This is a genomic window from Azospirillum sp. TSH58, from assembly GCF_003119115.1.
Lineage (GTDB): Bacteria > Pseudomonadota > Alphaproteobacteria > Azospirillales > Azospirillaceae > Azospirillum.
On the sequence record NZ_CP022364.1, the window covers coordinates 193786 to 215626 of the forward strand.

Below are 21841 nucleotides of genomic sequence, written 5' to 3' on the forward strand. Positions count from 1 at the left end.
ATCGGCTTGTGAAATGCAGCATTGAACGAGACGGTCTCGTTCTTTCTATTTCCCAATCCACTCGGCGCGCAGCCGGTCGCGGTTCCGCGCGAACCAGCCGAGCGCGATGATGGCGATGGAGTTGTTCAGACGGTTCTCGTCGAGCAGCCGAATCGCCTCGTCGGTCGGGACGACCATGATGCGGATGTCCTCGTGCTCATCCGCGCAGCCGCCGGTCGCGGCGAGGCCCCGGCTGTCCACCCGCCCGCAGAAGACGGTGACGTGCTCGTCGTACGCGCCCGGGCTGGGATAGTAGTCGCAGATCGTCTCGATTTCCTGGATGGCGCAGCCGGCCTCCTCCATGGCCTCGCGCCGCGCCACCTGCTCGGGCGTCTCGCCCTCGTCCAGCAGGCCGGCGACGATTTCGGTCAGCCACCCCGGCCCGCCTGCGGACGCCGAGCCGACCCGGAACTGTTCGATCAGCACCACGCTGTCGCGGTCCGGGTCGTAGAGCAGCACGCCCACGGCTTGGCCGCGCACGCAGACCTCGCGCGGCGGCAGGACGCCGGTCCAGGAACCGTCGAACTTCTTGTGGCGCAGGCGGTAGACGTCGACCTTGAGGTAGCCGTTGTAGGCTCTCTTCTTCTCTTGGACCTCGATGTCCGGATGATCCACGGGCGGGGCTCCCTGGCTTGCGGTGCGTTCACGGTCCAAGGATGTAGCGCATCCGCCGGTCCGGGGCGAGGCGACCGGATGTCTGCCTTCAGAAGGTCGGGTTCAGCTTCAGCGTGCTGTAGCGGTCGGCGGACGGGACGGCGACCGGCTCCAGCTTGGGACCGCGCAGCAGTTCCAGCGGCACGGTGACGCCGGCGGGGCCGAGATCCCAGACCTTGCGGTAGAAGTCCGCCAGTCCTTTCGGCCTCTGGCCGGCGACGCCGACGATCATGTCGCCCGGCTGGATTCCGACGGTCGCGGCGGGGCTCTGCGGGGTGACCCGCTCGACCATCAGGCGGCCCTGCTCCTCGCGCAGCGTGACGCCCAGCCAGGGGCGCGCCGGCTCCTGCCGCCGCCCGAAGGCCAGCAGATCGGCCAGGATCGGCTTCAGCGCGGAGACCGGAACGAACATGTTGCCGGGAATGCCGCCGTGGGCCGGCACCGCGTCGCGCACGATCAGCGAGCCGATCCCGACCAGCTCGCCCTTGCGGTCGATCAGGGCGGCGCCGTTGAAGCCCATGATCGGCGGCGTCGTGAAGATCGCCTCGTCCAGCAGATACTCCCAATAGCCGGCGAACTCGCGCTTCGCGGCGATCAGCACCGGCTGCACCCCGGTGGACCCCTGGCGGGTGAGCACCATGGCACGCTCCCCCTCCTTGATCGCGTCGGAGTCGCCGAGGCGGACGGGGGCGGCGCTGAAGCCCATGCCGGCGCGCAGCAACCCGAATCCGCTGGCCTGATCGTAAGCCACGAACTCCGCGGGATAGCCGCGCCCCTCGCCGGTGGTCACCTGAAGCTGGGATGCCTCCAGAATCGTGTAGCCGATGGTCAGGATCAATCCGGACCCGTCGATGACGACGCCGGTCCCCTCGCGCTCCGTGCCGAGCGAGCGGGCGCTCTGGCTGTCGGGGAGGATGGTTGCGGAAATGCGGACCAGGGCCCCCGCCAGCTTGGCCGCGTCGAGCTGGTCCGCCCGCGCGGCGGTGGTGGGAAGGGTCACGGAAAGGACGGCTGCAAGGCAGACCATGGAGAGGGTCATCGTCCAGGGGATGCGGCGCCAGCGACCCGTCATGCTTCCCTCCCTTGCCGGAGTCGAGTCGGGCGGGACGCCGGATTGCTCGATCCCCGGACTAAACATGAGCGCCAGGGCGCATCCATCAAGGGGTTCCCTGATTCGACGGGGGAACACCTGTGCGGGCCATGAAACCTCCGCCCGCCGCGCAGCGTTACCCGTGGCAGCGACACCAGGAAGGAAACGGCACGATGCCCATCAACAGCGAACACGAACTCGAACAGGCGGTGGCGGAGTTTCAGCGTCTGGCCGACGAGCCTGCCGGGTCGTCCGGCGAGCGCCGGAAGCTCGAACTGGATGCGGATATCAAGGCCTTTTATGCCCAGCATTCCGACGACATGCGCAAAGGCAAGCCGCGTCACGAGTGACGCTCCGCCCTCCGGCGGACGCATTTCTTCATCGACGCGGAGGGGGCGGCTGACCGACACTGCCGCCGCTCCCGGGCCGGGTTTGCCGGGCCGGGACGCCGCCGTTGAAGGAAGGAGCGCGTCCCCACGATGAAGCGAATCGACAACTGCTACACCTGCCTGTTCTGGGAAGGGCAGGGCATCCGCCAGAGGGGACCGAAGGGCCTGTGCCGCCGCTTTCCGCCGCAGGTGACGCCGCGCGACACGGAAGGGCGCTTTCCGATCACCTTGTCCACCGACTGGTGCGGCGAATGGAAACGCGACATCGGCGATCCCGCCGGCGAGGCGGCGGACAACCGCCTGATCTACGACGACCCGCAACCCCGATAGAGGGACGCGTGGCCGTGGTCCGACCGGTCATCGGACCACCGGGCCTCCGGCTCAGCGGGGCATCGGCGCGACCACCATGGACCGCTGGTTTTCCGGAAGCACCGAATCTCCGCGGACCAGCATCCGATGCCAGTCGATGCCGAGCAGGGCGACCGCCAAGGCCATGGACAGGGCGATGACGGCCACCGCGCCGATCCATCCCCCGCCGTCCTGCGGGCCGCCGGACCGTGAAGGGTCGTTCTGGGAGGTGAGTGGTCGCGTGGGGAGTGGAAGAATCGTCATGGGTCGCCTCCACCGCTGAACAGGCGCAATCCCGAGTCGAAGGGTTTCCTGAAAAAAGTGTAACGCCGGCGGGCGGGCGGACGCATCAGGCCTTCGGTCGGAACGGCCATTCCTTCGGATGATGCCGGAAGCGGTGTGGCGGAATTCCGCTATGAGAAAAGGCCGAGCCCGCGAGGACTCGGCCTTTTCTTCGAAGTGGCTCCCGGTGCTGGACTCGAACCAGCGACACGCGGATTAACAGTCCGCTGCTCTACCGACTGAGCTAACCGGGATCAGTCTGACCGGCCTTGCGAGGCGCAACGTCCGGCGTGGGCGGCTATATAGCGGACCCTCCGACGCTTGCCAAGCCTTTTGATGGCAAAAAATGACGGTCGGCGCAGGGCAGGGGGCCTGCACGTCCCACGACGCGAAAACGCAGAAAAGCACCGGGCCGTTCGGGCGCGGTACTTATCAAACGCTTTGATTTTGCTGATGTCTCAGCCGGATCAAGGATGGAGGCACGGGCGGGAATCGAACCCACGTACACGGATTTGCAGTCGGATAAAAATCAGGCCAAAACAATAACTTATAGTTCTTATGTTGCAGGCGTGTTGCGTCGCTGTCAGCCGAAAATCTCACGCTCCGCCGCGGTGACCAGGGCTTGGTCAGCCTCGGGGTTCTTCCAGAGCTTGCCATAGACGTCGAAGGTGACGTTGATGCTGCTGTGCCCCATGAACTCCTGGATGCGCTTTGGCGAGGCTCCCTGTTCGATCAGCAGACTTGCCGCAACGTGGCGCAGGTCATGGAAGCGATAGCGCGGCTTGGCTGTCTTGCCGGACCCGATCACCAACCCGCACTCCTTCATGAGCGGGTGCCAGCACCGCCGCAGCGCGTCCGTCATGTGCATCATGGTGCCCAGGTCATTGGGGAAGACGAGTTCGGCTGGCCCCTTCGGGCAAGCGAGCTTCCACTCCTTCAGCACCAGCACCACCATCGGCGACATAGGCACCTCGCGCCGGCCAGCCGCGCTCTTGGGCGAACCGATTCGCTGGTACCGGTCCGCCCGCTGGCTGACGATGATCGTCTTGGACCGAAAATCGACGTTGCTCCAGGTGAGGCCGCGCAGCTCGGAGATGCGAAGGCCGCACAGGGCCGCCGTGACCAGGAGCGGTTTCCATCGGGCGCCAACCTTCTCGAACATGAGCTTCAGCTCTTCCTTGGTGGGGAAGTGCAGATCCTCCTCATCGCGGGCCGGCGCATCGATCTTCGTCGCGAGGGCGACATTCTGCGCGACCAAGCCGCGGCGCTGGGCATCGCGCATGAGCGATTTGAACGAGACCAGCACCTTGCGCGCCGTTGCCCGCGTGCATCGCTCGATGAGCTGTTCGGCGAAGGTCTCGACCAGCGGCGCGGTCAGCTTGGATAGCTTCTGACCGCCGATCAGCGGGACGATGTGCCCGTCGACGTGGCCGCGGTACTGGGCAACGGTACTGCGCTCCCGGCGCCGCTGTTCGCAACGCTGCAGCCACAGTTCCGCCGCTTCCTTTACGGTGACCGATACCGAGTCGGGCGTGTGGATGCCCTGGGCGACTTCCGCCCGGGCCTTCGTCTCATAGGCTTCAGCCTCCTTCTTGGTCTTGAACTGCTTGTGCCGGCGCTTGCCGGCCTGATCCCTGTAGTCGAGCTGCCAGACAGCTTTGCCGCTGGGCAGGGTCCGCTTGCGAATGGATGCCATCACCACTCCTCCGTGGGCGCGTCGCCGATTTGCGACGACCTTTCCATACAGTGCCACTCGCTACGGCGGTTGCCAAGAGCGAAAGAACACGCTATGTCTCTACACATAAAGCAACTCAGTACATCGGGTTAAAAGCATGGCGAACGCTTCCACCTCCGACCGCAGTTTCCTCGACAAGCTGAACCGCCCCGTCACGCTTGCTGAAGCGAGCGAGGGATCGGGGGTAAAAGCACGCACAATTCAGTTCTGGACGCTGAATGGTGTAGTCGAATGCACACCCGAAACCCGTCACGGGGGACCGGGAGTTCGGAGAAAATATGCAATCACCGAAGTCGCCATTGCAGCAATTATTGGGAAGTTCGCTGACACGGCGGTATCAGTTGGCGGGCTGCGCGGGATAGCTTCATCTATGCGGAGTTCGTTCAAAGAAAATATGGTTCTTCCGACCAAGGAAGGTGATTTCAGCTTTTTCTTAGAGTCCATTAACGGAAATAATGTTTACATCATAATAAAGACGTATGGAGGTGAACGTTGGGATGTGAACTGGGGAATATCAGCGAATATCAATGAGTTGTCTATTGAGGAGACCGTTGATATTTCAAGCCATAATAGCTGGGGGGCAGTGTTTGCATTTAATGCATCTGAGATATTCCGCAGCATACGCAGTATTATTGGGGCCAGTTGAGGCCCCTTCGTGCTCACATAAAGACATAGAGTGTTCTTTAGTTGATTTGTGAAATGCAACCTCTAGCGATGGAAATGACAATGGGCGAACATCCCGTTTTCGACACCACCCCGGCCAACGACACGGCCTCCAACGACAACCGGATCGCCGACGACCTTCTGTTCGGAGCGGAAGAGGTCGCGGTCGAGCTGTTCGGTTCGGCCACCGCCCGGCGGAAGGTCTACCACCTGCACAGCCAAGGCGTGCTGCCGACCTTCAACATGGGCGCCACGATCTGCGGTCGGCGGAGCACGCTGCGTCGCTGGATCGCGGAGCAGGAACAAGCCGCCCAAATCGCCCGCAAGTGACCGAGGCCATGCGGCCCGCCCGCCGTGCGTTGGGCCGCTTTCCGGTGCGCGCCCATGCTCCGCCTTGCCTTTACCAGTGAGGTTTCAGCATGGCGCCCAACCAGATCGACACGCCCGCCGAGCGGGTTCTCACCATCCCGGAGTTCTGCCGTCGTGCCGCGATCAGCCGCAGATATTTCGACGTGCTGCGCCAGCGCGGCGAGGCCCCGGCCACCGTCTCCATCGGTCGGAAGCGCGGCGTGCTGGAGAGCACCGCATCGAAATGGCTCCGCTCCCGGGAGGAGGCGTGATGCAGAGTCGCCTCCCGCCCGAGATGGAGCCTCGCCTCCAGCGGCTGGTCACGCACCTGCACGGCCTGGGGCCGCGCGTCGTGGCGGAACTGCTAACGGAGTTCGCCACCGCCCACGGCGCGGAGGCGGACCTCTTCGACCGGCTGGAGCGATATGCCCGCCTCGATCCGGGCATGTCGGGAGCCTTCGGCGGCGACCGCTTCCCGCACCGCCCGCTCATGCTGGTGCGCTGATGTGGGGGCCCTGGGCGCAGGCCATCGACGGCACCGAACGGGCGGCCCGGTGCCGGTGCCTGGGCGCGTTAGTCCGCGTCTATGCCGGGCCGTCCGCGGCACCCCTGATCCGCGCCCTGCGCACGGCGGAAGGGAACGACAACGCGCTGGCCGAAGCTGCCGCGCTGCTGAACCAGTTGCCGGCCCGCCAACGGCGCGGCGTTCTGGCGACCTACAGCGCCTTGCATGACCCGCGGGGATCTCAATGAACGACTCGGACCTTGACGATCTGCGCGCCCGGCTGCGCGACCACGCCGGCCAGCTCGCCGAACACCTGCTGGGCGCACCCAACCCCGTACAGAGCAGCCGCCGCGAACTCCGCTTCGGCAGCAAGGGCGCGGTCTCCCTCGTCCTGACGGGCGACAAGGCTGGGCTGTGGTGCGATCACAGCGCGGACGCGGGCGGCGACATGCTGGCGCTGATCCAGCGGGAGCTGCGCCTCGACTTCCCCGCGGCGGCCCGGTGGGCGCTGGCGTGGCTGGGCGATCCTGGTCGGCAGGCTCCAGCGCCCAGGCGGCCAGCGAATGACCACCCGCCGATTGAGCATGCGGCCTTGTCCCCCTGGGGGCGCGACCTGTGGGCCAGCGCCCGCCCGATCACCGCCGACTGCATCGCGGGGCGCTACCTGCTGGGCCGCCTGTGCGCGCTGCCAGAGCCGCACGCCGTCCGCTGGGTTCCGGCGCTGCGTTACGGGGACGCGGAGTTCCCCGCCCTGCTGGGCCTCATCACCGACGCGCAGGACGCGGGCCGGGCGCTCAACCTGCACCGGACGTGGCTGGCGCCCGACGGCTCCGGCAAGGCGGCGGTGGACCGCCCGCGCCTCCTGCTGAAGGGGCACAGGAAAGCCGGCGGTGTGATCCGCCTGTCCGCCGATGTCGACGTGACCGACGGCCTGGGCATCGCCGAAGGGTTGGAAACCGCGGCGACGGCGCTGGCCGCCGGCTGGGGGCCGGTCTGGTGCTGCATCGACGCCGGCAACGTCGGCAACTTCCCGGTGCTCTCTGGCGTCGAGGCGCTGACCGTCTTCGCCGACCACGACCAGGCAGGCCGGGCCGCCGCCGCCAAGGTCGCGTCCCGATGGGCCGACGCCGGGCGGGAAGCGCGAATCCTCCTCCCGCCCAAGCCGGGCGACGATCTGAACGACTGGGCGCGGGCAGCATGACGCAACACCCTCACATCCTCGCCGAAATCGATAAGGCCCGACCGGTCGACCCGGCCAACGATGACGGGGAGTTGTTCCCGGCGCTGTCGCTTGCCGACTGCCTCGCCCGTCAGCAGCGCCCGGCCCGGTGGCTCATCAAAGGATGGCTACCGGAGTCCGGCTTGGCCGTCCTGTTCGGTCCGAGCAATGCTTTCAAGTCATTCGTGGCGCTGGATATGGCCTTGCACATTGCGCACGGGATCGGTTGGCACGGCCATCGCGTCGCCCAGGCGCCAACACTGTATCTGGCGCTGGAGGGATCGGACGGTGTAGTTCGCCAGCGCTTCCCGGGGTGGCATCGTCACCATGCGCTGATGGAGACGAACCCGCCGGCGCGCGTGATCGAGGTGCCCGTCGTCCTCTCCAGGCTGCCCGATGCTGAGAAGCTGATGCGAACCTCCTTGGCCGCGTTCGGGCGCCCGCCGGGTGTGATCGTGGTGGACGTCCTGAAACGCGCGATGGATGGCAGCGACAGCGACGACAAGGACGTTGCCGCGCTGCTGGAGAGCTGCCGGCGCATCTTCCCCGCCGCCCTCATCCTGTTCATCACCCACAGCGGCTGGGGCGATAACAATCGCAGCCGCGGGCACTCCGACCTGTGGGGCAGCTTCGATACCCGCCTGAAGGCGAACGGCGAGGCTGCCGCCCGCCGCGTCACATTGGAGGTGGAGCGCCACAAGGACGCCGACGGCGGTGGCGCCATTGTGTTCGAGCTGGTCACGGTGGAAACCGGTATGGCGGACGAAGAGGGGCAGCCGGTGACCACGCTTGTTCCCGTCAGGACGGACGACGCGCCGAGGCCGCAGGAGAAGCCGCCGGCCAACGACAACAGGAACAATCTCACTGGGAACAACGCTATCGCCTTGGAGGCACTGAAGGACGCTCTTGCACGAGGCGGCCAGAAGCCGCCGTTGGACCAGCACGAGAACATCCCGGCCAGCGTGATCGTGGTCACACTCGATGCGTGGCGCGAACGCTTCTACGGCCGGAAGAGGGACCCTGACGACACCGTGGAGCCTGAGGAAGCGAAGCAAGAGCCGAAGCAGGACACGCTGAAGAAGGCATTTGGTAGGGCACGCGACGCGTTGCAGGGCAAGAAGCTGGTCGGGGCGTGGGGTGACTATTGCTGGTTGGTGAAGGGCGATACGAACTAGCAATGCACCGGGACAGGGGACAGGCGGGACATGTCCCGGCAAATGTCCCTGATGTCCCTCACCGGGACACGGGACACGGGACACAGCCCCCTTTAGGGGGCGTGTCCTGGATGTCCCGTCCCGGTACCTGCACCTGAAGCCGCGAAACCGTGACGTTCAGAGGGGGGAATCGTCACGGGGGTGATTGGGCAGGAGGAGAGCAAGGCCGCGAAGGTGCTGGAGGTGAGGGAGAGCGATGGGTCACGGGGATGGTCCGCACCGCTCAAGCGAGGCCGGAAAATCTCCGCTGGGCCGGCTGTACGCTGGGGCAGGGCAGGGGCGTACACCCGACCAGGACCCAACATCGGATGCGCAATCCGTTTCACATCATTGAAAATGCTGAGCTTTCCGCCGCGTGTTGCACGCCGTGTTGCGCGCGCACCCGCGCCTGGGCAGGAGGGGGGCACCCTTCGTCCGCGCCCGCCGGACCCCCACCCCCGAAAAAACGGCCTCGACCGATAGCGGAGGGCCATCCCCTCACAAGTTTGTCCCGAAAACGCCGCCTGGAAACGCTGGCTAATAGCATCCCGTTGCCGGACCCACCTCAACCAACCTCGCCAGCTCCTGTTGATGGCTACGTAGGTTTACCGATGCCATCCGGAAGGAGAATGGCCGATGGACACTAAGGACGACCAAAGCAGACGCGTGGAAGAGGCGCTGAACCGTTTGGCGGCCTTGTTGGCGAAGTCCATGGCGAGGGCAGATCATCAACGATCCACCCAACACCAAGCCCTTACCCGCCCTGTTCGACCGGTTCGGCGTCGATGATCATGCCGCCCGCTGTGCTGTCGCCCTGCCGCTGGCCGGGGCCGTCGGCGTTGGTGCGCAGGTCGATCACCCACCCGACGTTCACGTTGGTCTGAACGGTGGTGCCCCGCTGCGGCGGCTGGAAGCCGTTCAGGCCCAGCGCCAGTTCGGTCGCGCGGAAGGCGACGTTCTCGCTGTTCGCGTCGATGAGTTGATCGAGCTTGCCGGCGGCACGGGCCAGCGTCTTGCCCTTGAGCTGCCGTTCGACCTGGAGCCGGATTTCCTCCAGCACTTCAGGCCGCTTGAGCGCGCGGGAGACCGACTCACGGGCACAGCCGGCGATGGCCGCCGCCTCCTCATGGGTTCGGGCTTTACCCGCGATCAGCGCATCGATGGCGGCCCGCACCTTCTTGGTGATCTTGCGGGGCTTGGCCAGCGGGGTGTCGCCCTTCGTGGGCGCGGGAAGGTCAGATTTGCGCAATTTTCGGAATCCTCTTCGTGTAGGCGGCTTCATCGATCAGCCGGGCGATGCGCTCCGCTTCGGCATTGTCCTGTTCCTCCAGCAGCGCCTGAACCGCCGCGGGGTCGGTGATGTCGAAGTCGTCCGGGATGACGAGAACACGGTATCCGCGGCCGGCCAACGCGGTGAACGCGAGGTCGAGCATGTCGTATCCGGCCATCCGCCCCGAAGGCGTCGCAGGGTTCAGGGCCTTCCCCGCGTAACCGTCGTTCCATCCCGCCGCGTCATCGAGTTCCCAGAGTGCCCAGCCGCGCCGCTTCAGGTGCCGCCGGATCTCTCGGCACATCGCATGATAGGCCCATGGGATTTTCCCCCAGGACCGTTGGAAACCGAGCTGCCGTTGCTGTTGATTGTCGCTCACGTCCGCCTCCGTGCAATGACGGGGCCAGCCTGAACGGCGTGCGTTGGTCGGGCCAACGCACAGCAGGCAGGGTTGATCCACCGCGCCGTGTGCGCCCCAGATCGGACCCGGATCATGATGAAGCTCGCCGCTCCTCCCTCGCCCGACACCGGCCTCGACGCCGACGCGAAGCAGCGCCTTTCGGAAATCCTCGCCAGCCGCAACGCGCTGGCTCTGGATCTGGCCGAAGCCCGCACCATCCTTCCCGGCCTCGCCGCCCAGGCCCGTCAGCTCGCCGCCCTGACGCAGGCCGATCCCGCCCTTGAAGGCGAGCGCGCCGAAGCGCAGCGCCGTCACGACCTGATGGACGTGCGCGTGGCGACGCTGGAGGAGCAGGATCGCCAGCTCGCTGCGGACGAACTCCGCACCCGCGCCGAGGTGGACGGGGAGGAAAGCGCTTTGGAACGGCAGGCCATCCTGGGGTCGGCGCGGCTCGTTCTCCACCGCGCCCGCGAAGCACGCCTCGCCGCGGAGCAGGCGGTTTGCCCGGAGGGGATGCCCTCTCAGATCTTCCTGCTGAACCGCGTGAGTGCCCTCGATCCCCATATCGTGGCGCTGTCCGCGAAGAAGCGGGAAATCGGGCGCGAAAGCCCCTCACGCACCGCCGAGGATCTGGCGCTGCTCTCGGAACTGGCGGAGGAGCAAACGCTTCTGGAACACGCCCGCAAGCTGGCCCAGGGCGGCCTGATCAACACCAGCTCGAATGCGTGGTTCGCGCATCCGGTCGCGTCCTGATTGGAGAACCCACATGACCGACCAGACGAAATCGATGGACTCGAAGAGCATCCAAGCCGCCATCGCCAAAGCCGAAGGCGACCTGGAGACGCTGACGACCCTGATGGGCGACCTTCAGGCCGAACAGCGCAAGCTCGCCGCGCTTGCCACTCTTGGGCTGCTGGAGGGCGCCAAAGCTGGCCGCCAGAAGGAGGTGGCCGAGGAAATCGCCTTGGTGCAGGCGCGCCAAGCCGAGTTGCGCACCGGTATCGACGGCGCTCGCGAATTGCTGGAGCGGACGCTCACGGAAGAGGCCGCTGCCCAGGCCAAGGCGGATTGGGAAGAGGCCGAAGCGCTGCTGAAGCAGGCCGGTGAAGTGGCACGGGCGGCGCAGGAAGCGTTGGAAAAGGCCGGCTCCAAATACTCGGAGTTGAGCAATCTGATCGAACGGGCCGTATCGCTGGGCTGCCAGCACGTCCCCGCGCATCGCCGATATGCAATGGCCGATCTGGGGCGGAGCCTGCAACTGGCCGAACTGTTCGCCCTTGCGTTGCGCAATGCTGGTGGCCCGGATCACAAGATCCTTCCGACCTATGTCTGCGCCACGCAACCGCACGTCGCCCCGACAATTGAAACGGCGCTCGCCGGCTGCGTTCGGAAGTTCATCGAGGCGCGCGACCACGCCGAAGCCAACGACCGGTAACCCTTCATGGGCACCGTGTCCGAACAGACGGCGGCGCGCCTGCGCGAGACGCATGGCGCCGCCGCCGACGAGATGATCGGGCAGGCGGTAGGGATGATCGAGCGGGCGGCCAAGCGCTGGCCGGCGGTCCACGACTTCCTCGCCGCTTCCGGGTTGCGCGACAGCCCGCACCTGATCGAACAGCTTGCGGCACGCGCCGCGCACCGGGCGCTTCTGATCGACGGCGATAGGAACCGGCAATGACGATGGACCTGTGGGCCACGCTGGGCCAAGTCGGCAACCAGATCACCGACACGGCGACGCGCTTTGCCGTTCAGGAGCAAAAGCGCCACTACATTACCTTCGCCGGCAACGCCGAGGTGGACGCGCGGACGAATCTGCTGGTGCTTCAGGACAAGCACCGGGAGAACCCCGATGGTTTCCGCGCCGAGTGGGACGCCTACCGCAAGGGCGTCATCAAGGGGACGCCGGCACCCTTCGCCCAGCAGATTGACCTCATGCTGCGCGAGGAGGGGAATCGGGGTCTTGGGGTGGTGCTGAACGCGCGCCGCGCCAAGGACGAGAAGCTCGCGGATCAGGCCATCGCGGCGCGCCTGGAAATGGGCGAGGCCGATGTTCTCACCGCGGCGTCGTCCGGCGACGATGGGCGGTTCGCAACCGCCCTGGGCACCTATCGCGCCATCATCGATGCCGGCGCGAGTTCCGGGCTTCTCGCGCCCGAGCGTGGCGCCCTGCTCTACAGCAACCTGGAAGGCCGCGCCCGGCAGGAACTCGTCACGAACGCCGTCCGCAACACCTTCTGGGCCGATGGCGCCGACGCCGCGCGCGGGCTTCTGGATCATGTGGTGGTGCCCTACGCGGCGAAGGTGATCGGGGCGGAGTGGTCGCCTACCGGTCCGGACAAGAACCCGAACAGCAGCGCCGCCGGGCCGGGCCAGTTCCGCAACAGCACGTGGGTGTCCACGCTGCGCAAGCACGCGCCGGAGCTGGCCGCCGGCAAGACGGATGAACAGGTGCTGGCCCTCCGCGACAGCGGCACGCCGCACGAACGCCGCGCACTGCATGTCCGCATGGTGGACGGCTACGGCAACGCCAACGAAACCTTCCTCAAGGCGAACGGCGTGGAGAAGGTCGGGGATGCCGAGAAGTACCTCGCACACTTCGCCGGGCCAGCGGGCGCGCTGGCCGTCCTGCAGGCGGACCCGAGCACGCCGGTGCGCAAGCTGCTGGGCGCCGATGCCATCACCGCCAACGCCGGCATGCGGCGCGACGGCAAGGGCTTCGCAGATTGGACGGCTGGAGACCTGCGCGCCTGGGCCAACGGCAAGATGGACGAGGGCGCAACACCGCCCGGGCAGGATTACGGCCTGACCCCGGAGCTGCGCGACCGGCTGAAGAAGGGAATGACCGGCCTGATTCGCGACCTCGAGCAACAGGCGTCGGGCGTCGTGCTGCAATGGGCCGCCGGTGAGGACCCGCTGAGCGCCTACGGCATGCTGATGTCCGGCCAAGCCGACCCCAAGGCGACCGCGGCTTACCGGCTGCTGTCGGGCGAAGGCAAGATGGCGCTGCGCAAGGAGCTTCTGTCCGCCGCCAGCGGGGCCGCCGGCCTTGCGGATCGGGAGGAGCGGCTTGACGAGAAGCGGCGAACCGCCAGCTCCAACAGGGCGCTGTACGAGCTGGCCTCGCTCGATCCGGCTGCGCCCGACTATCTGGCCCGTCGGAGCGAACTCATTGGGCAGGTGCGCGCCCTGGGCGTGGTCAACCCCGAAGCCTTCGCGAAGCTGAACGAGCAGAGCCGCAACGCCGGCCCCGACAATCCGGAGCTGCTGTTCGTCCTTGAGGGCCAGATCGAACGCGGCGTGATCAGCAACGGTGAAGCGCTCACCACGTTCATGGGGCGCGGCCTGTCCTACGACACCGGGCGGCGCCTCCTCGACAAGCTCAACCGCGTGGGTGACGAACGCTACAAAACCGGCCTCGCCCGCATCCGCGCCGCGGCGGGCCTTGTCGAAGGCGGGTTGTTCCAGGCCAACAGCGCGGAGGCGAAGGCCGCCTCGCGCATGCGCATCGCCTTCGATGATGCTGTCGACACCGCGCGGCAGGCCGGCACGCCCTTCGACCCGGTTGAGGTCGCAAAGCGGGTGATCGACGGCGACCGGGCGCAACAGCAGACGCGCGACGCCAGCCCGCTCGTTCAGCAGTACCGGGCGGAGCTGAAGGCCGCCGCCGACAAGGTGCGGGCGGCTGGTCTCCGCGACGCGCAGGGCAACGTCATCGCCCTCGATTTCAACAGCGTCGATGACCTGGAGGCGGCCCGCCGGCTGTCCGATCCCAAGTCGGGCGTCTTCGGCGTGTTCAAGCGCGACCTCTTCAACGAACGCGAGCTGACGCAACTGCGCACCGCCATCCAGCAGGTTCACGGGGAATGACCATGAGCACCATTGACGACGCCTTCATCGAATCCCGCATCGGTGCCCGCGTTCGCCTGGAACCGGCGCCGCCCCCGGAGACCAAGCCGGACACGTCCGGCGGCTTCACCGACTTCGAGGACATTCCCGACAGGCAGAACCCCGGCCATATCCTGCGGTACGGCAACGGGCCGGGCTTCACGACGCTGGTCTATCGCGGCCCGGCGGAGAACGCGCCGCCGCTGGCCCAGGCCGGCGACAAGACTCCAGCGCCGGGCGACGGTGGGGACGCTGCGCCCCCCTCCGCCGGCACCTCGTTCATCGACGCCCTGGGCGGCACCGCGCGCCGGATGGCCGAAGACCTGGGCCTCGCCCTCTCGGGGCAGCGCGCCCCGGCTGATGCTGCCGAAGGTCAGCAGCTCGCGCCCGATCATGCCCAGGCCCTCTGGGAAGAAGCCCGCGTGAACCCGAACGAGCTGCTGTACGCGATCCAGCGCGACCCGGCGGACGGCCAGTTGAAGCCCTTCGTGCGGCCCAAGCCCCTCGACCAGCGGGACAGCGCCCAGACGGCGGAGGATGCGCTCGCGGACGCCGGACGCGTGGTCGGCGCCGCCTTCATGGACCCGCTGAAGGGAGCGGCCACCGGCGCCGCGGCGGCGGCCCGGCTGATCACTGGGGTGGAGGACGCGGGCGCCACCGTCAGCAGCGGCCCGGCGGGCGCCATGCTGCGCCGGATGGGCACCACCGCCCGCCGGGTGGACGAGCCGATCCTCGACGATGGCAAGCTGTCTGGCCCGGTGGGCGATTACGTCGCCGTGCGCGAGGCCACCGAAGCGGAAACGCTGGCGTTCCAGCACAGCACCGGCAGCACCGCCGGGAAGCCCCCGGCCCTGACCTTCAACCTGGACCGCATCGCCGGCCCCGACGACGTGAAGGCCGCCATCGACCGGGCCGGGCAACTGTTCACCACCCCGCAGAAGATCACCTTCACCGAAATCCAGCAGCAGGCCCAGGCGGCGGGCATCGATGAGAAGTTCATCGCCCGCGTGCTGAACCGCGGCGAGGGCGGCGAGCTGCTGAACGGGAAGGACATGCTGAACGCGCTGCGCCTGCTGACGGCCAGCGGCGGGGAACTCGACCGGCTGGCGAAATCCGTGGTGTTGCCCACGGCGACCGACCTCGACAAGCTGAAGTTCCGCCAGCAACTGGCCTTCCATGGCGCCCTGGCGAAGTCCGTGAAGGGCATCCAGAGCGACGTGGCGCGCACGCTGGCGGTGTTCCGCATCCCGCGCGACGCGGGCGACGTGGCCGCCGGGGAGGCGGTGCGCCGGGTGCTGGATGAATACGGTGGCGAGGCGTCGGTGCGCGATCTGGCGACGAAGTACCTCAGCCTGTCCACCCAGGGCGCCCGCAACAAGCTGGCCGAAGCCGGCATGCTGGCGAAGCTGTCCGACGCCTTCCTGGCGCAGTTCATCAACGGCTTGCTCTCCAGCCCCAAGACGCACCTCGTCAACGTCGCCAGCAATGGCGTCTTCGGGGGCATGCAGATCCTGGAGCGCCAGCTCGCCGCGGTGATCGGAGCGGGGCGCGCACGCCTTCCCGGCGCCGACCCGGAGCGGGCCGCCATGGGCGAGGCGTTGGCGATGACCACGGGCGCCCTGCGCGGCTTCCTCGACGGCTGGTCCATCGCCCGCCGGGCGTGGCGGGAGAACATGCCCATCCAGGACATCGCGTCCCGCGTCGAAATCGCCCGCGGCGACCGGCTGAACCCGATCAGCGCGGAGGCGTTCAACCTGACCGGCCCCGTCGGGCAGGCGGTGGACCTCTATGGGAAGTTCGTCACGCTCCCGAGTCGGGCCATGCTGACGGAGGACGAGTTCTTCAAGGCCGTGGGCTACCGGATGGAGCTGCACGCCCAGGCTTACCGGCAGGGCGGCGCGATGTTCGATGACCTGATCGAACAGGGCACGGACCCGGCCACGGCCCGCCGACAGGTCGCGGACTTCGTGGCGACCTTCATCGAGAACCCGCCCCCGTCGGTGAAGGCGGACGCCGCGTCCTTCGCCCGCACCATGACCTTCCAGCGCGATCTGGAGTCGCCGCTGCTGGCCGCCGTTCAGCAGACGCTGGCGATGTCCCCAGCAACGAAGGTCATCTTCCCGTTCTTCCGCACGCCGATGAACATCATGCTGGAGGTGATCCAGCGCTCTCCCCTGGCGCCGCTGTCCGCCCAGGCCCGCGAAGACTTCATGGCCGGCGGCGCGCGGCGCGATCTGGCGATTGCCAAGTTCACCCTGGGCAGCCTCGCCATGGCGGCGGCTTCCAGCTACGCCCTGGATGGCCGGATCACCGGCAGTGGCCCGAGCCGGCCCGAACTGCGGCAGGCGCTGGAGCGGCAGGGCTGGCAGCCCTACAGCTTCGTGTTCAACGCCGGGGAGCTGACGCCCGAGTCCATCGCCCAGCTTTCCAAGGTCGGCGCGGTGAAGGTCACGCCCGAGAAAGTCTATGTCTCCTACGAGCGGTTCGACCCGCTGTCGCCGCTGCTGGCGATGGCCGCCGACATGACCGGCCACGCCCTGACCGCGGAAGACGGCGCGGGGCTGGACGAGCTGGCAGCCGGCGCGGCCCTGGCCTTCTACGGCTACATGGGTGACCAGCCGTTCTTCACCGGCTTCGCCAAGATCGCCCGCGTGTTCCAGAGCATGTACGACGAGCCGGAGGAGCGCTTCGGCGCGCTGATGCAGGGACTGACGGACACCTACGGGGGCGTGCTCCTCGACGGCATGCTGCCCTACAGCTCCCTGCGCGGCACCATCGAGCGGTACGTGAACCCCGACGCCTCCAACACGATGGTGGAGGACTTCGACCCGCAGCTCTCGCCAGCGGTGCGGGGCTGGTACCAGGCGCTCCAACGGTTCAAGGCCCGCACGCCCGGCCTGTCCGACGATCTGGAGCCGTCTCTCGACCTGTTCGGACGGGTGCGTGACCAGGGCGACGGCCAGCTGTGGGAGATGGTGCTCCCGCTGAAGATCAGCCGGGGCAAGCCGGCGCCGGCGGATCAGGTGCTGATCGACGCCGGGATGCCGCTGAAGATGCCGCCGCGGAAGATGGACGGCGTGGCCCTGTCGGCGCACCAGTACAACCGATTCGTCCACCTCATGAACACCCTGCCGGCCATCGACGGGCGGACCTTCCCGGATTACGTGGCGTGGCTGGGCGACCAGCCGGAATACCAGGGCCTGCCCCGCGGCGAGGGCGGCGCGGAGTTCGGGTTCACCGGGAAGCAGGGCGTGCTGGCGAAGGTCTTCACCACCTACAAGCAGGCCGCCAAGCAGGTGCTGATGCAGGAGGAGCCGGACCTCAAGGCCACGATCCAGGCGAAGGAGCGCGAGCGGGCGCTCTATGGGCGGTGATGTAATGAAGCACGCCTAACCCACCGACGGCCACTCTCCGGGGCGGCCGTTGTCATTTGTGCAGGGGGCGCATCTAGGAATGCCGCCGCTTCAATTGTGATAGGCTGAATCATTCCATGATTTGAACGGCAAAGCGATCTCTATCAAGAACGGATTTCTTGATTCGGACATGCGTATAATCTTGGCTGCCCCTGACCCATTCTGTGATTGAGCCAACCACAGAAGTAGCTGTTCGCGCGCCGAAAATGATCGAAGAAACACATTTGGGATCAAATGAAAATAGGTGGATATCACATTCCGCCCCCTTAATAACTTTGTCAGCATCGCAAAGTGGAGCCATTACTCTAAGTTCTTTTTCGTAACCCCATTCAACACTCTTCGTAAGAAGAAGAATGGAAACGTCAATATCGATGAAATTTCTTCTTGGTCGCTCTTTTGAATAGTTTACTTCACGAAGGTGGTAGCATTCGTCATTCTCCGATCTTTTTCTATTAAAGAAGTGAGATAGTCCATCGAATTCGATTACCATTCCCTGATGATTTCCCGCATAATGTGCCCACATCAAAAGATTTTCTGGTTCTGTAGTGAGCGAAAGGACCCCAATATGCTGGTTGAGTTCTTGAACTCTTTCGTTGAGAATAGGCGTTACATGCTTTGCCATTGCTTTTACGCCATTAAGCGTGACATGCTTTCGCTGCATAGCCAGTAGCCTAAATGCATCAAATGGCATAACTAAAGAAAAGATAGGCTCAGACTCATACAGCCTCCTAATGGTTGTCTCATAATTTTCCTCAAACTCTCTCTCCAAGAAATCATCATCAGCCAAACCACCAATAATTGGCTGCATTTCGAAGGGATCATTTAGAGCAAATGGGGGTGTAAATCTTATCATTCTGTTTTGTATTACATCAATACGGTCTGCTGTTACGTATTTATACAGTTTCATAGCTGCATTCTCATTTGAGAAACGGAACTAATTACGCACTTAAATTGATTTCCGATGCTTTCCGGAGCTTCATTGTCAAATCAGTCAGCCTTTCGGAACCGCACGCCCGGCCCGCCACCCAGCAACCCGATGAATTCGGGGTGCTCAGACTTTTCCAGAGTTTATAGCGTCTTTGATCGCTTCATTGAGATGCGGACATTCAAACTCAGACATGCTTACTGGACCATCTTTCAATCGTTCGCGCATTGGCCCGCAGTTGAGCATCAACGGCATCTTCGTGTTGAATTTGTTGTAGCCGGTGCGAGTGACCTGGAAAGGTTCACCGCATTTCAGGCAATAGAATGTCGGCACAACATCTCTCCTCAAGATAGCGGATCGCTGTTCAACCAGTCTTCCGAAAGCGTACGCCCGCCCCACCACCAAGGGACGGCGCATCCGCAGCGATGAACTCCAGTCCTTCGGCCTCGAAGGTCCGCTGGATCTTCAGCACGGTTTCCTGAAGGGCGCCGTGCCCCTTCTCCATACGGCGGATGGTGTTCACGGCCACACCTGCGCGAGCGGCTAACTCGTCCGCGGTCCAGTCCAATGCGGCGCGGGCCATGCGCAATTGCTCGCGGGTCATACCGAGAAGGTCACAGGTCAGTGTGGTCAGCACGGCACCCTCGCGTATCCGGTCTATTGCGGCAAGGTTACTCCACCTGTATGGTGTTTTCCACCAACGCATAGTTGGTTTCACCTACAAGGAACCCGAATGCCAAACCGAAGATCGCTGACGCGCGCTGTCGCGTAACGACCTGATTCGCGGGCATAGCCCGCAAACGAGACGGGCCAGCGAGCGCGGCAACGCTCAACTGGCCCTTGGATTACCGCCCAGCTAAAAGGGAGCTGTCGGCAAATGCCTTCTCATGCCCAGAGTGTACCGACGCAATCGCAGAACGCAAGACCCGTTCGCCGCGTCGGCAAGAAAGCAACCCCGCCCCTCCGTACCATTGAGCGCAGCCGGGCGCCGTCCCCCGCCCTGGCCGAAGCCCTCGACGCCGTGTCCGCGTTCGCCGCGGCCCCGGCCTACCGCCGTCGCGCGATCGAGCGCACCGTCGAGGCCTTGCTCACCATCCTCGACGCCATGGACGGCGATCCCGACCTGGAGCCGCAGGACGAGGGCGCCGACGAGTTCGAGGACATGCGCGAGGTATGGGCCTCGACGCGCGCCGAAGGCCCCGGCGATCCCAACGACGCGGAGGACAGCGGCGACCTGGAATGGTCCACCGTGCCCGCTACCGGTGGAGTGCTGGGGCTGCCCTTCGATCTCCGCGCCGAGGATGCGGAGGTGTTCGACCGGGCGCGAACCCGTCGGCGCCAGCGGACGGAGGTGCTGTGATGGGTGAGCTGATCGAGGAATGGAAGTCGCGGACACCGAACAGGGTCCCGCTTGTCCCGCTGCTGGCCGCCCCCAGGGAAGATGCCGGCCTTCGAGCGAGTCGGTACGGCAGGGACATTATCCCAGCCTTCTCCGGCGGCCTGGGTGCGCGTGCAGAGTGCAAGTTCGCTCTGGCCTATGAGGGACGCAACGCCGCTTGGCGGTTGCTCACCGACATGGTGCCGGGCGACGCGCTGATCTACCACATGGGCGACCTCGCCACCGACCGCTATCGGGACTTATTCCTGCATGGGTTTGCCGACGTACTGCAACGCGCGGCGGAGGATGGCTTGGTTCGCCTGACACAGTACCGGCAGGGTGACGAGGGCGAAGAGGTGACCGCCTATCGGGTGGAAAAGCTGGGCGCCGTCGACCGGGAGACGGAGGCTGCCGACTCGTAGGCGTTTCAGACTGTCCGCTGCCCAGGAGAAGCCCCGGCCCAGCGCCGGGGCATTCTTTTTGTGGCGGATCGGTCGCGCCAAAGGGGAGGGCAGGGAGCACAGAACACCCCGCGAACATTGCTCCTATTCGTGTCGCAGCCGTGTTGCATGGAAAATACGGCAATCCTTGGAAACCGTTGATTTTCCTAGGTTTCGCTTTGTCGGGTCTTGCAACACACCGGGCAAACAAAAAGCCCCGCCGGAGCGGGGCTAAACCATTGGCCTGATTGACTTTCAAGGATGGAGGCACGGGCGGGAATCGAACCCACGTACACGGATTTGCAGTCCGCTGCATCACCACTCTGCCACCGCGCCATCCTTGCGTCCGGCACCCCCTAGCGGGAGCGCCGCGGCGTGGGAGCGGACGTATACTGCTGTTCATGGGGGTGGTCAAGCGCCTTCGTGGCGTTTTTTCGATGATCCGGTGCGGCGTTGTGTTCGTGAGACTTTGAAGATATATACGCGACGAGGCAGCGAGGCCGCGCACCACGGCTTGGCGCCGCGCTCCGTCCACCAGATTGTAAGCGACCGCCATGTCCGAATACGCCGCCGCCCGTCTCAACATGGTCGAAGGGCAGATCCGACCGAACAAGGTGACCGACCAGCGTCTGGTCGATGCCATGCTCGACATTCCCCGTGAACAGTTCGTGCCGAAGGCGGCGCGCGGCATTGCCTATGTGGACGAGGATCTCGCCATCGGCAAAGGCCGCTACCTGATGGAGCCGATGGTCTTCGCCCGCATGCTCCAGGAAGTGAGCATCGACGCGACCGACGTCGTGCTCGACATCGGCAGCGGCTCCGGCTACTCGACCGCGGTGCTGGCCCGCCTCGCCGCGACCGTCGTCGGCATCGAGTCCGACGCCGAGCTGGCCAGGCAGGCCACGGAGTCGCTGACCGCCGTCGGCGCCGACAACGCCGTCGTCATCACCGCCCCGCTGACCGAGGGCTACCCGCAGCAGGCCCCCTACGACGTGATCGTGATTGAAGGCCTGGTGTCGGAGGTGCCGGACGGCATCCTGGCCCAGCTGGCCGAGGGCGGGCGGCTGGTCGCCGCCGTTCTGGGCGACCGTGGGGTCGGCGAGGTGAAGCTGTATCAGCGCAGCGGCGGGGTCACCTCGGCCCGCACGCTGTTCGAGGCGCACACGCACCCGCTGCCCGGTTTCGAAGCCAAGCCGAAATTCGTATTCTGATTTCGAAGTGAGTGGTATCAGGGGCTTTGGCCCCTTTTGAGCTGTCCCCCAGCCTGTCACCTTGCCTTTCACCGGCCGCGGTCCTGCGGCCCGCAGCGGAGAATCAAGGCATGCCGGCGCCGTTTGACATGGAGGTCGAGGACCTGGACCGCATCCGGACATCGGGTGGCGATCCGCTGGTGCTTGACGTACGGGAACCGGGGGAGGTGGCCATCTGCGCCCTTCCCGACAGCCTCCACATTCCGATGGGGGCGCTGCCCGCCCGCGTCGGGGAGTTGCCGCGGGACCGCGACATCGTGGTCGTCTGCCATCACGGCGGGCGCAGCGCGCAGGTGACCATGTGGTTGCGCTCCCAGGGATTTTCCCGCGCCACCAATCTGAATGGCGGGGTGGATGCCTGGGCGCGCCGAATCGACCCGAACATGAAGGTCTATTGAACATGACTGTGCGAAGC

Annotated in this window: 26 protein-coding genes and 2 tRNA genes; 17 read left to right on the top strand and 11 right to left on the bottom strand. The window is 65.7% G+C overall.

All coding sequences use genetic code 11. The features are described 5' to 3' along the window. Positions 1–45: 45 nt before the first annotated feature. Positions 46–654, bottom strand: a complete 609-nt coding sequence (locus TSH58p_RS04445; RefSeq protein ID WP_109072507.1) for an NUDIX domain-containing protein — start codon at positions 652–654, stop codon at positions 46–48. A gap of 88 nt (positions 655–742) precedes the next feature. After that, positions 743–1765, bottom strand: a complete 1023-nt coding sequence (locus TSH58p_RS04450; RefSeq protein WP_109072508.1) for a S1C family serine protease — start codon at positions 1763–1765, stop codon at positions 743–745. Between the two features lie 191 nt (positions 1766–1956). Here TSH58p_RS04450 and TSH58p_RS33565 point away from each other — a divergent pair, with 191 nt between their 5' ends. Next, positions 1957–2133: a hypothetical protein gene (locus TSH58p_RS33565; protein WP_199230238.1), complete on the top strand. Its 177-nt coding sequence runs from the start codon at positions 1957–1959 to the stop codon at positions 2131–2133. 129 nt (positions 2134–2262) lie between these two features. Then, positions 2263–2502, top strand: coding sequence for a hypothetical protein (locus TSH58p_RS04455; protein ID WP_014240444.1), 240 nt, complete (start codon positions 2263–2265; stop codon positions 2500–2502). A gap of 51 nt (positions 2503–2553) precedes the next feature. On the opposite strand, the gene TSH58p_RS33000 is transcribed toward TSH58p_RS04455, so the two are convergent. From TSH58p_RS33000 to TSH58p_RS04465, 3 genes are all read right to left on the bottom strand, one after another. After that, positions 2554–2784, bottom strand: coding sequence for a hypothetical protein (locus TSH58p_RS33000; RefSeq protein ID WP_146205968.1), 231 nt, complete (start codon positions 2782–2784; stop codon positions 2554–2556). A gap of 196 nt (positions 2785–2980) precedes the next feature. Next, a tRNA-Asn gene (locus TSH58p_RS04460) sits at positions 2981–3056 on the bottom strand. Between the two features lie 329 nt (positions 3057–3385). After that, complete coding sequence (locus tag TSH58p_RS04465; protein WP_109072509.1) at positions 3386–4498, bottom strand: site-specific integrase; 1113 nt, start codon at positions 4496–4498, stop codon at positions 3386–3388. 136 nt (positions 4499–4634) lie between these two features. On the opposite strand from TSH58p_RS04465, the gene TSH58p_RS33005 reads away from it, so the two are divergent. The 6 genes from TSH58p_RS33005 (at position 4635) to TSH58p_RS04495 (ending at position 8447) form a co-directional block, all read left to right on the top strand. Further along, positions 4635–5183, top strand: coding sequence for a MerR family transcriptional regulator (locus TSH58p_RS33005; protein WP_146205969.1), 549 nt, complete (start codon positions 4635–4637; stop codon positions 5181–5183). A gap of 80 nt (positions 5184–5263) precedes the next feature. Continuing rightward, positions 5264–5530 carry a hypothetical protein gene (locus TSH58p_RS04470; protein WP_199230239.1) on the top strand — a complete coding sequence of 89 codons (267 nt, stop codon included), beginning with the start codon at positions 5264–5266 and terminating at the stop codon, positions 5528–5530. A gap of 89 nt (positions 5531–5619) precedes the next feature. Beyond that, positions 5620–5820: an AlpA family transcriptional regulator gene (locus tag TSH58p_RS04475; protein WP_109072510.1), complete on the top strand. Its 201-nt coding sequence runs from the start codon at positions 5620–5622 to the stop codon at positions 5818–5820. Beyond that, positions 5820–6053 (top strand): hypothetical protein, encoded by a 234-nt coding sequence (locus TSH58p_RS04480; protein ID WP_109072511.1) that lies wholly within the window; start codon positions 5820–5822, stop codon positions 6051–6053. Before TSH58p_RS04475 ends, TSH58p_RS04480 begins: the two co-directional genes overlap by 1 nt. A 244-nt stretch (positions 6054–6297) precedes the next feature. After that, a complete protein-coding gene (locus TSH58p_RS04490; RefSeq protein WP_109072513.1) occupies positions 6298–7254 on the top strand; it encodes a toprim domain-containing protein in 957 nt (318 codons plus the stop codon). Continuing rightward, positions 7251–8447, top strand: a complete 1197-nt coding sequence (locus tag TSH58p_RS04495) for an AAA family ATPase (RefSeq protein ID WP_158282663.1) — start codon at positions 7251–7253, stop codon at positions 8445–8447. Before TSH58p_RS04490 ends, TSH58p_RS04495 begins: the two co-directional genes overlap by 4 nt. A 772-nt stretch (positions 8448–9219) precedes the next feature. Here TSH58p_RS04495 and TSH58p_RS04500 read toward each other — a convergent pair. Together TSH58p_RS04500 and TSH58p_RS04505 are read right to left on the bottom strand one after the other, a co-directional pair. Next, the gene (locus TSH58p_RS04500) at positions 9220–9714 is read right to left on the bottom strand and encodes a hypothetical protein (protein WP_109072515.1); all 495 of its coding nucleotides are present in this window, start codon (positions 9712–9714) and stop codon (positions 9220–9222) included. After that, positions 9701–10114: a hypothetical protein gene (locus TSH58p_RS04505; protein WP_146205970.1), complete on the bottom strand. Its 414-nt coding sequence runs from the start codon at positions 10112–10114 to the stop codon at positions 9701–9703. Before TSH58p_RS04505 ends, TSH58p_RS04500 begins: the two co-directional genes overlap by 14 nt. 114 nt (positions 10115–10228) lie before the next feature. On the opposite strand from TSH58p_RS04505, the gene TSH58p_RS04510 reads away from it, so the two are divergent. Genes TSH58p_RS04510 through TSH58p_RS04530 form a run of 5 tightly spaced genes read left to right on the top strand, consistent with a single transcriptional unit; the run spans position 10229 to position 17394 of the window. Further along, entirely contained in the window at positions 10229–10888 is a 660-nt protein-coding gene (locus TSH58p_RS04510; RefSeq protein WP_109072517.1) for a hypothetical protein, read from the top strand. 13 nt (positions 10889–10901) lie between these two features. Beyond that, positions 10902–11570 (top strand): hypothetical protein, encoded by a 669-nt coding sequence (locus tag TSH58p_RS04515; RefSeq protein WP_109072518.1) that lies wholly within the window; start codon positions 10902–10904, stop codon positions 11568–11570. A 6-nt stretch (positions 11571–11576) separates the two neighbouring features. Further along, positions 11577–11813 carry a hypothetical protein gene (locus TSH58p_RS04520; protein ID WP_109072519.1) on the top strand — a complete coding sequence of 79 codons (237 nt, stop codon included), beginning with the start codon at positions 11577–11579 and terminating at the stop codon, positions 11811–11813. After that, the gene (locus TSH58p_RS04525; protein ID WP_146205971.1) at positions 11810–14002 is read left to right on the top strand and encodes a hypothetical protein; all 2193 of its coding nucleotides are present in this window, start codon (positions 11810–11812) and stop codon (positions 14000–14002) included. Before TSH58p_RS04520 ends, TSH58p_RS04525 begins: the two co-directional genes overlap by 4 nt. A gap of 2 nt (positions 14003–14004) precedes the next feature. After that, complete coding sequence (locus TSH58p_RS04530) at positions 14005–17394, top strand: hypothetical protein (protein ID WP_109072521.1); 3390 nt, start codon at positions 14005–14007, stop codon at positions 17392–17394. A gap of 109 nt (positions 17395–17503) precedes the next feature. Here TSH58p_RS04530 and TSH58p_RS04535 read toward each other — a convergent pair whose 3' ends face one another. The 3 genes from TSH58p_RS04535 to TSH58p_RS04540 all read right to left on the bottom strand — a co-directional run bounded on the left by TSH58p_RS04535 (position 17504) and on the right by TSH58p_RS04540 (position 18995). Beyond that, a complete protein-coding gene (locus TSH58p_RS04535; protein WP_109072522.1) occupies positions 17504–18340 on the bottom strand; it encodes a DUF2971 domain-containing protein in 837 nt (278 codons plus the stop codon). A gap of 144 nt (positions 18341–18484) precedes the next feature. Then, positions 18485–18691 (bottom strand): hypothetical protein, encoded by a 207-nt coding sequence (locus tag TSH58p_RS33010; RefSeq protein WP_146205972.1) that lies wholly within the window; start codon positions 18689–18691, stop codon positions 18485–18487. A gap of 31 nt (positions 18692–18722) precedes the next feature. After that, positions 18723–18995, bottom strand: coding sequence for a helix-turn-helix transcriptional regulator (locus tag TSH58p_RS04540; RefSeq protein WP_247874284.1), 273 nt, complete (start codon positions 18993–18995; stop codon positions 18723–18725). Positions 18996–19379: 384 nt separating this feature from the next. On the opposite strand from TSH58p_RS04540, the gene TSH58p_RS33570 reads away from it, so the two are divergent. Together TSH58p_RS33570 and TSH58p_RS04550 are read left to right on the top strand one after the other, a co-directional pair. Next, complete coding sequence (locus tag TSH58p_RS33570) at positions 19380–19718, top strand: hypothetical protein (protein ID WP_199230240.1); 339 nt, start codon at positions 19380–19382, stop codon at positions 19716–19718. Then, the gene (locus tag TSH58p_RS04550) at positions 19718–20158 is read left to right on the top strand and encodes a hypothetical protein (RefSeq protein ID WP_109072523.1); all 441 of its coding nucleotides are present in this window, start codon (positions 19718–19720) and stop codon (positions 20156–20158) included. Before TSH58p_RS33570 ends, TSH58p_RS04550 begins: the two co-directional genes overlap by 1 nt. 280 nt (positions 20159–20438) lie before the next feature. Here TSH58p_RS04550 and TSH58p_RS04555 read toward each other — a convergent pair. Further along, a tRNA-Cys gene (locus tag TSH58p_RS04555) sits at positions 20439–20512 on the bottom strand. 218 nt (positions 20513–20730) lie between these two features. On the opposite strand from TSH58p_RS04555, the gene TSH58p_RS04560 reads away from it, so the two are divergent. Together TSH58p_RS04560 and TSH58p_RS04565 are read left to right on the top strand one after the other, a co-directional pair. After that, positions 20731–21387 (top strand): protein-L-isoaspartate O-methyltransferase, encoded by a 657-nt coding sequence (locus TSH58p_RS04560; RefSeq protein ID WP_109072524.1) that lies wholly within the window; start codon positions 20731–20733, stop codon positions 21385–21387. Positions 21388–21497: 110 nt separating this feature from the next. Then, positions 21498–21824 carry a rhodanese-like domain-containing protein gene (locus tag TSH58p_RS04565; protein ID WP_094302098.1) on the top strand — a complete coding sequence of 109 codons (327 nt, stop codon included), beginning with the start codon at positions 21498–21500 and terminating at the stop codon, positions 21822–21824. Positions 21825–21841: the final 17 nt, after the last annotated feature.

Bases quoted from the DNA above. Each gene is read 5' to 3' on its own strand.
- TSH58p_RS04450 (WP_109072508.1), bottom strand. From the start codon at position 1,765: ATGACGGGTCGCTGGCGCCGCATCCCCTGGACGATGACCCTCTCCATG.
- TSH58p_RS33565 (WP_199230238.1), top strand. From the start codon at position 1,957: ATGCCCATCAACAGCGAACACGAACTCGAACAGGCGGTGGCGGAGTTT.
- TSH58p_RS04455 (WP_014240444.1), top strand. From the start codon at position 2,263: ATGAAGCGAATCGACAACTGCTACACCTGCCTGTTCTGGGAAGGGCAG.
- TSH58p_RS33000 (WP_146205968.1), bottom strand. From the start codon at position 2,784: ATGACGATTCTTCCACTCCCCACGCGACCACTCACCTCCCAGAACGAC.
- TSH58p_RS04465 (WP_109072509.1), bottom strand. From the start codon at position 4,498: ATGGCATCCATTCGCAAGCGGACCCTGCCCAGCGGCAAAGCTGTCTGG.
- TSH58p_RS33005 (WP_146205969.1), top strand. From the start codon at position 4,635: ATGGCGAACGCTTCCACCTCCGACCGCAGTTTCCTCGACAAGCTGAAC.
- TSH58p_RS04470 (WP_199230239.1), top strand. From the start codon at position 5,264: ATGGGCGAACATCCCGTTTTCGACACCACCCCGGCCAACGACACGGCC.
- TSH58p_RS04475 (WP_109072510.1), top strand. From the start codon at position 5,620: ATGGCGCCCAACCAGATCGACACGCCCGCCGAGCGGGTTCTCACCATC.
- TSH58p_RS04480 (WP_109072511.1), top strand. From the start codon at position 5,820: ATGCAGAGTCGCCTCCCGCCCGAGATGGAGCCTCGCCTCCAGCGGCTG.
- TSH58p_RS04490 (WP_109072513.1), top strand. From the start codon at position 6,298: ATGAACGACTCGGACCTTGACGATCTGCGCGCCCGGCTGCGCGACCAC.
- TSH58p_RS04495 (WP_158282663.1), top strand. From the start codon at position 7,251: ATGACGCAACACCCTCACATCCTCGCCGAAATCGATAAGGCCCGACCG.
- TSH58p_RS04510 (WP_109072517.1), top strand. From the start codon at position 10,229: ATGATGAAGCTCGCCGCTCCTCCCTCGCCCGACACCGGCCTCGACGCC.
- TSH58p_RS04515 (WP_109072518.1), top strand. From the start codon at position 10,902: ATGACCGACCAGACGAAATCGATGGACTCGAAGAGCATCCAAGCCGCC.
- TSH58p_RS04520 (WP_109072519.1), top strand. From the start codon at position 11,577: ATGGGCACCGTGTCCGAACAGACGGCGGCGCGCCTGCGCGAGACGCAT.
- TSH58p_RS04525 (WP_146205971.1), top strand. From the start codon at position 11,810: ATGACGATGGACCTGTGGGCCACGCTGGGCCAAGTCGGCAACCAGATC.
- TSH58p_RS04530 (WP_109072521.1), top strand. From the start codon at position 14,005: ATGAGCACCATTGACGACGCCTTCATCGAATCCCGCATCGGTGCCCGC.
- TSH58p_RS04535 (WP_109072522.1), bottom strand. From the start codon at position 18,340: ATGAAACTGTATAAATACGTAACAGCAGACCGTATTGATGTAATACAA.
- TSH58p_RS04550 (WP_109072523.1), top strand. From the start codon at position 19,718: ATGGGTGAGCTGATCGAGGAATGGAAGTCGCGGACACCGAACAGGGTC.
- TSH58p_RS04560 (WP_109072524.1), top strand. From the start codon at position 20,731: ATGTCCGAATACGCCGCCGCCCGTCTCAACATGGTCGAAGGGCAGATC.
- TSH58p_RS04565 (WP_094302098.1), top strand. From the start codon at position 21,498: ATGCCGGCGCCGTTTGACATGGAGGTCGAGGACCTGGACCGCATCCGG.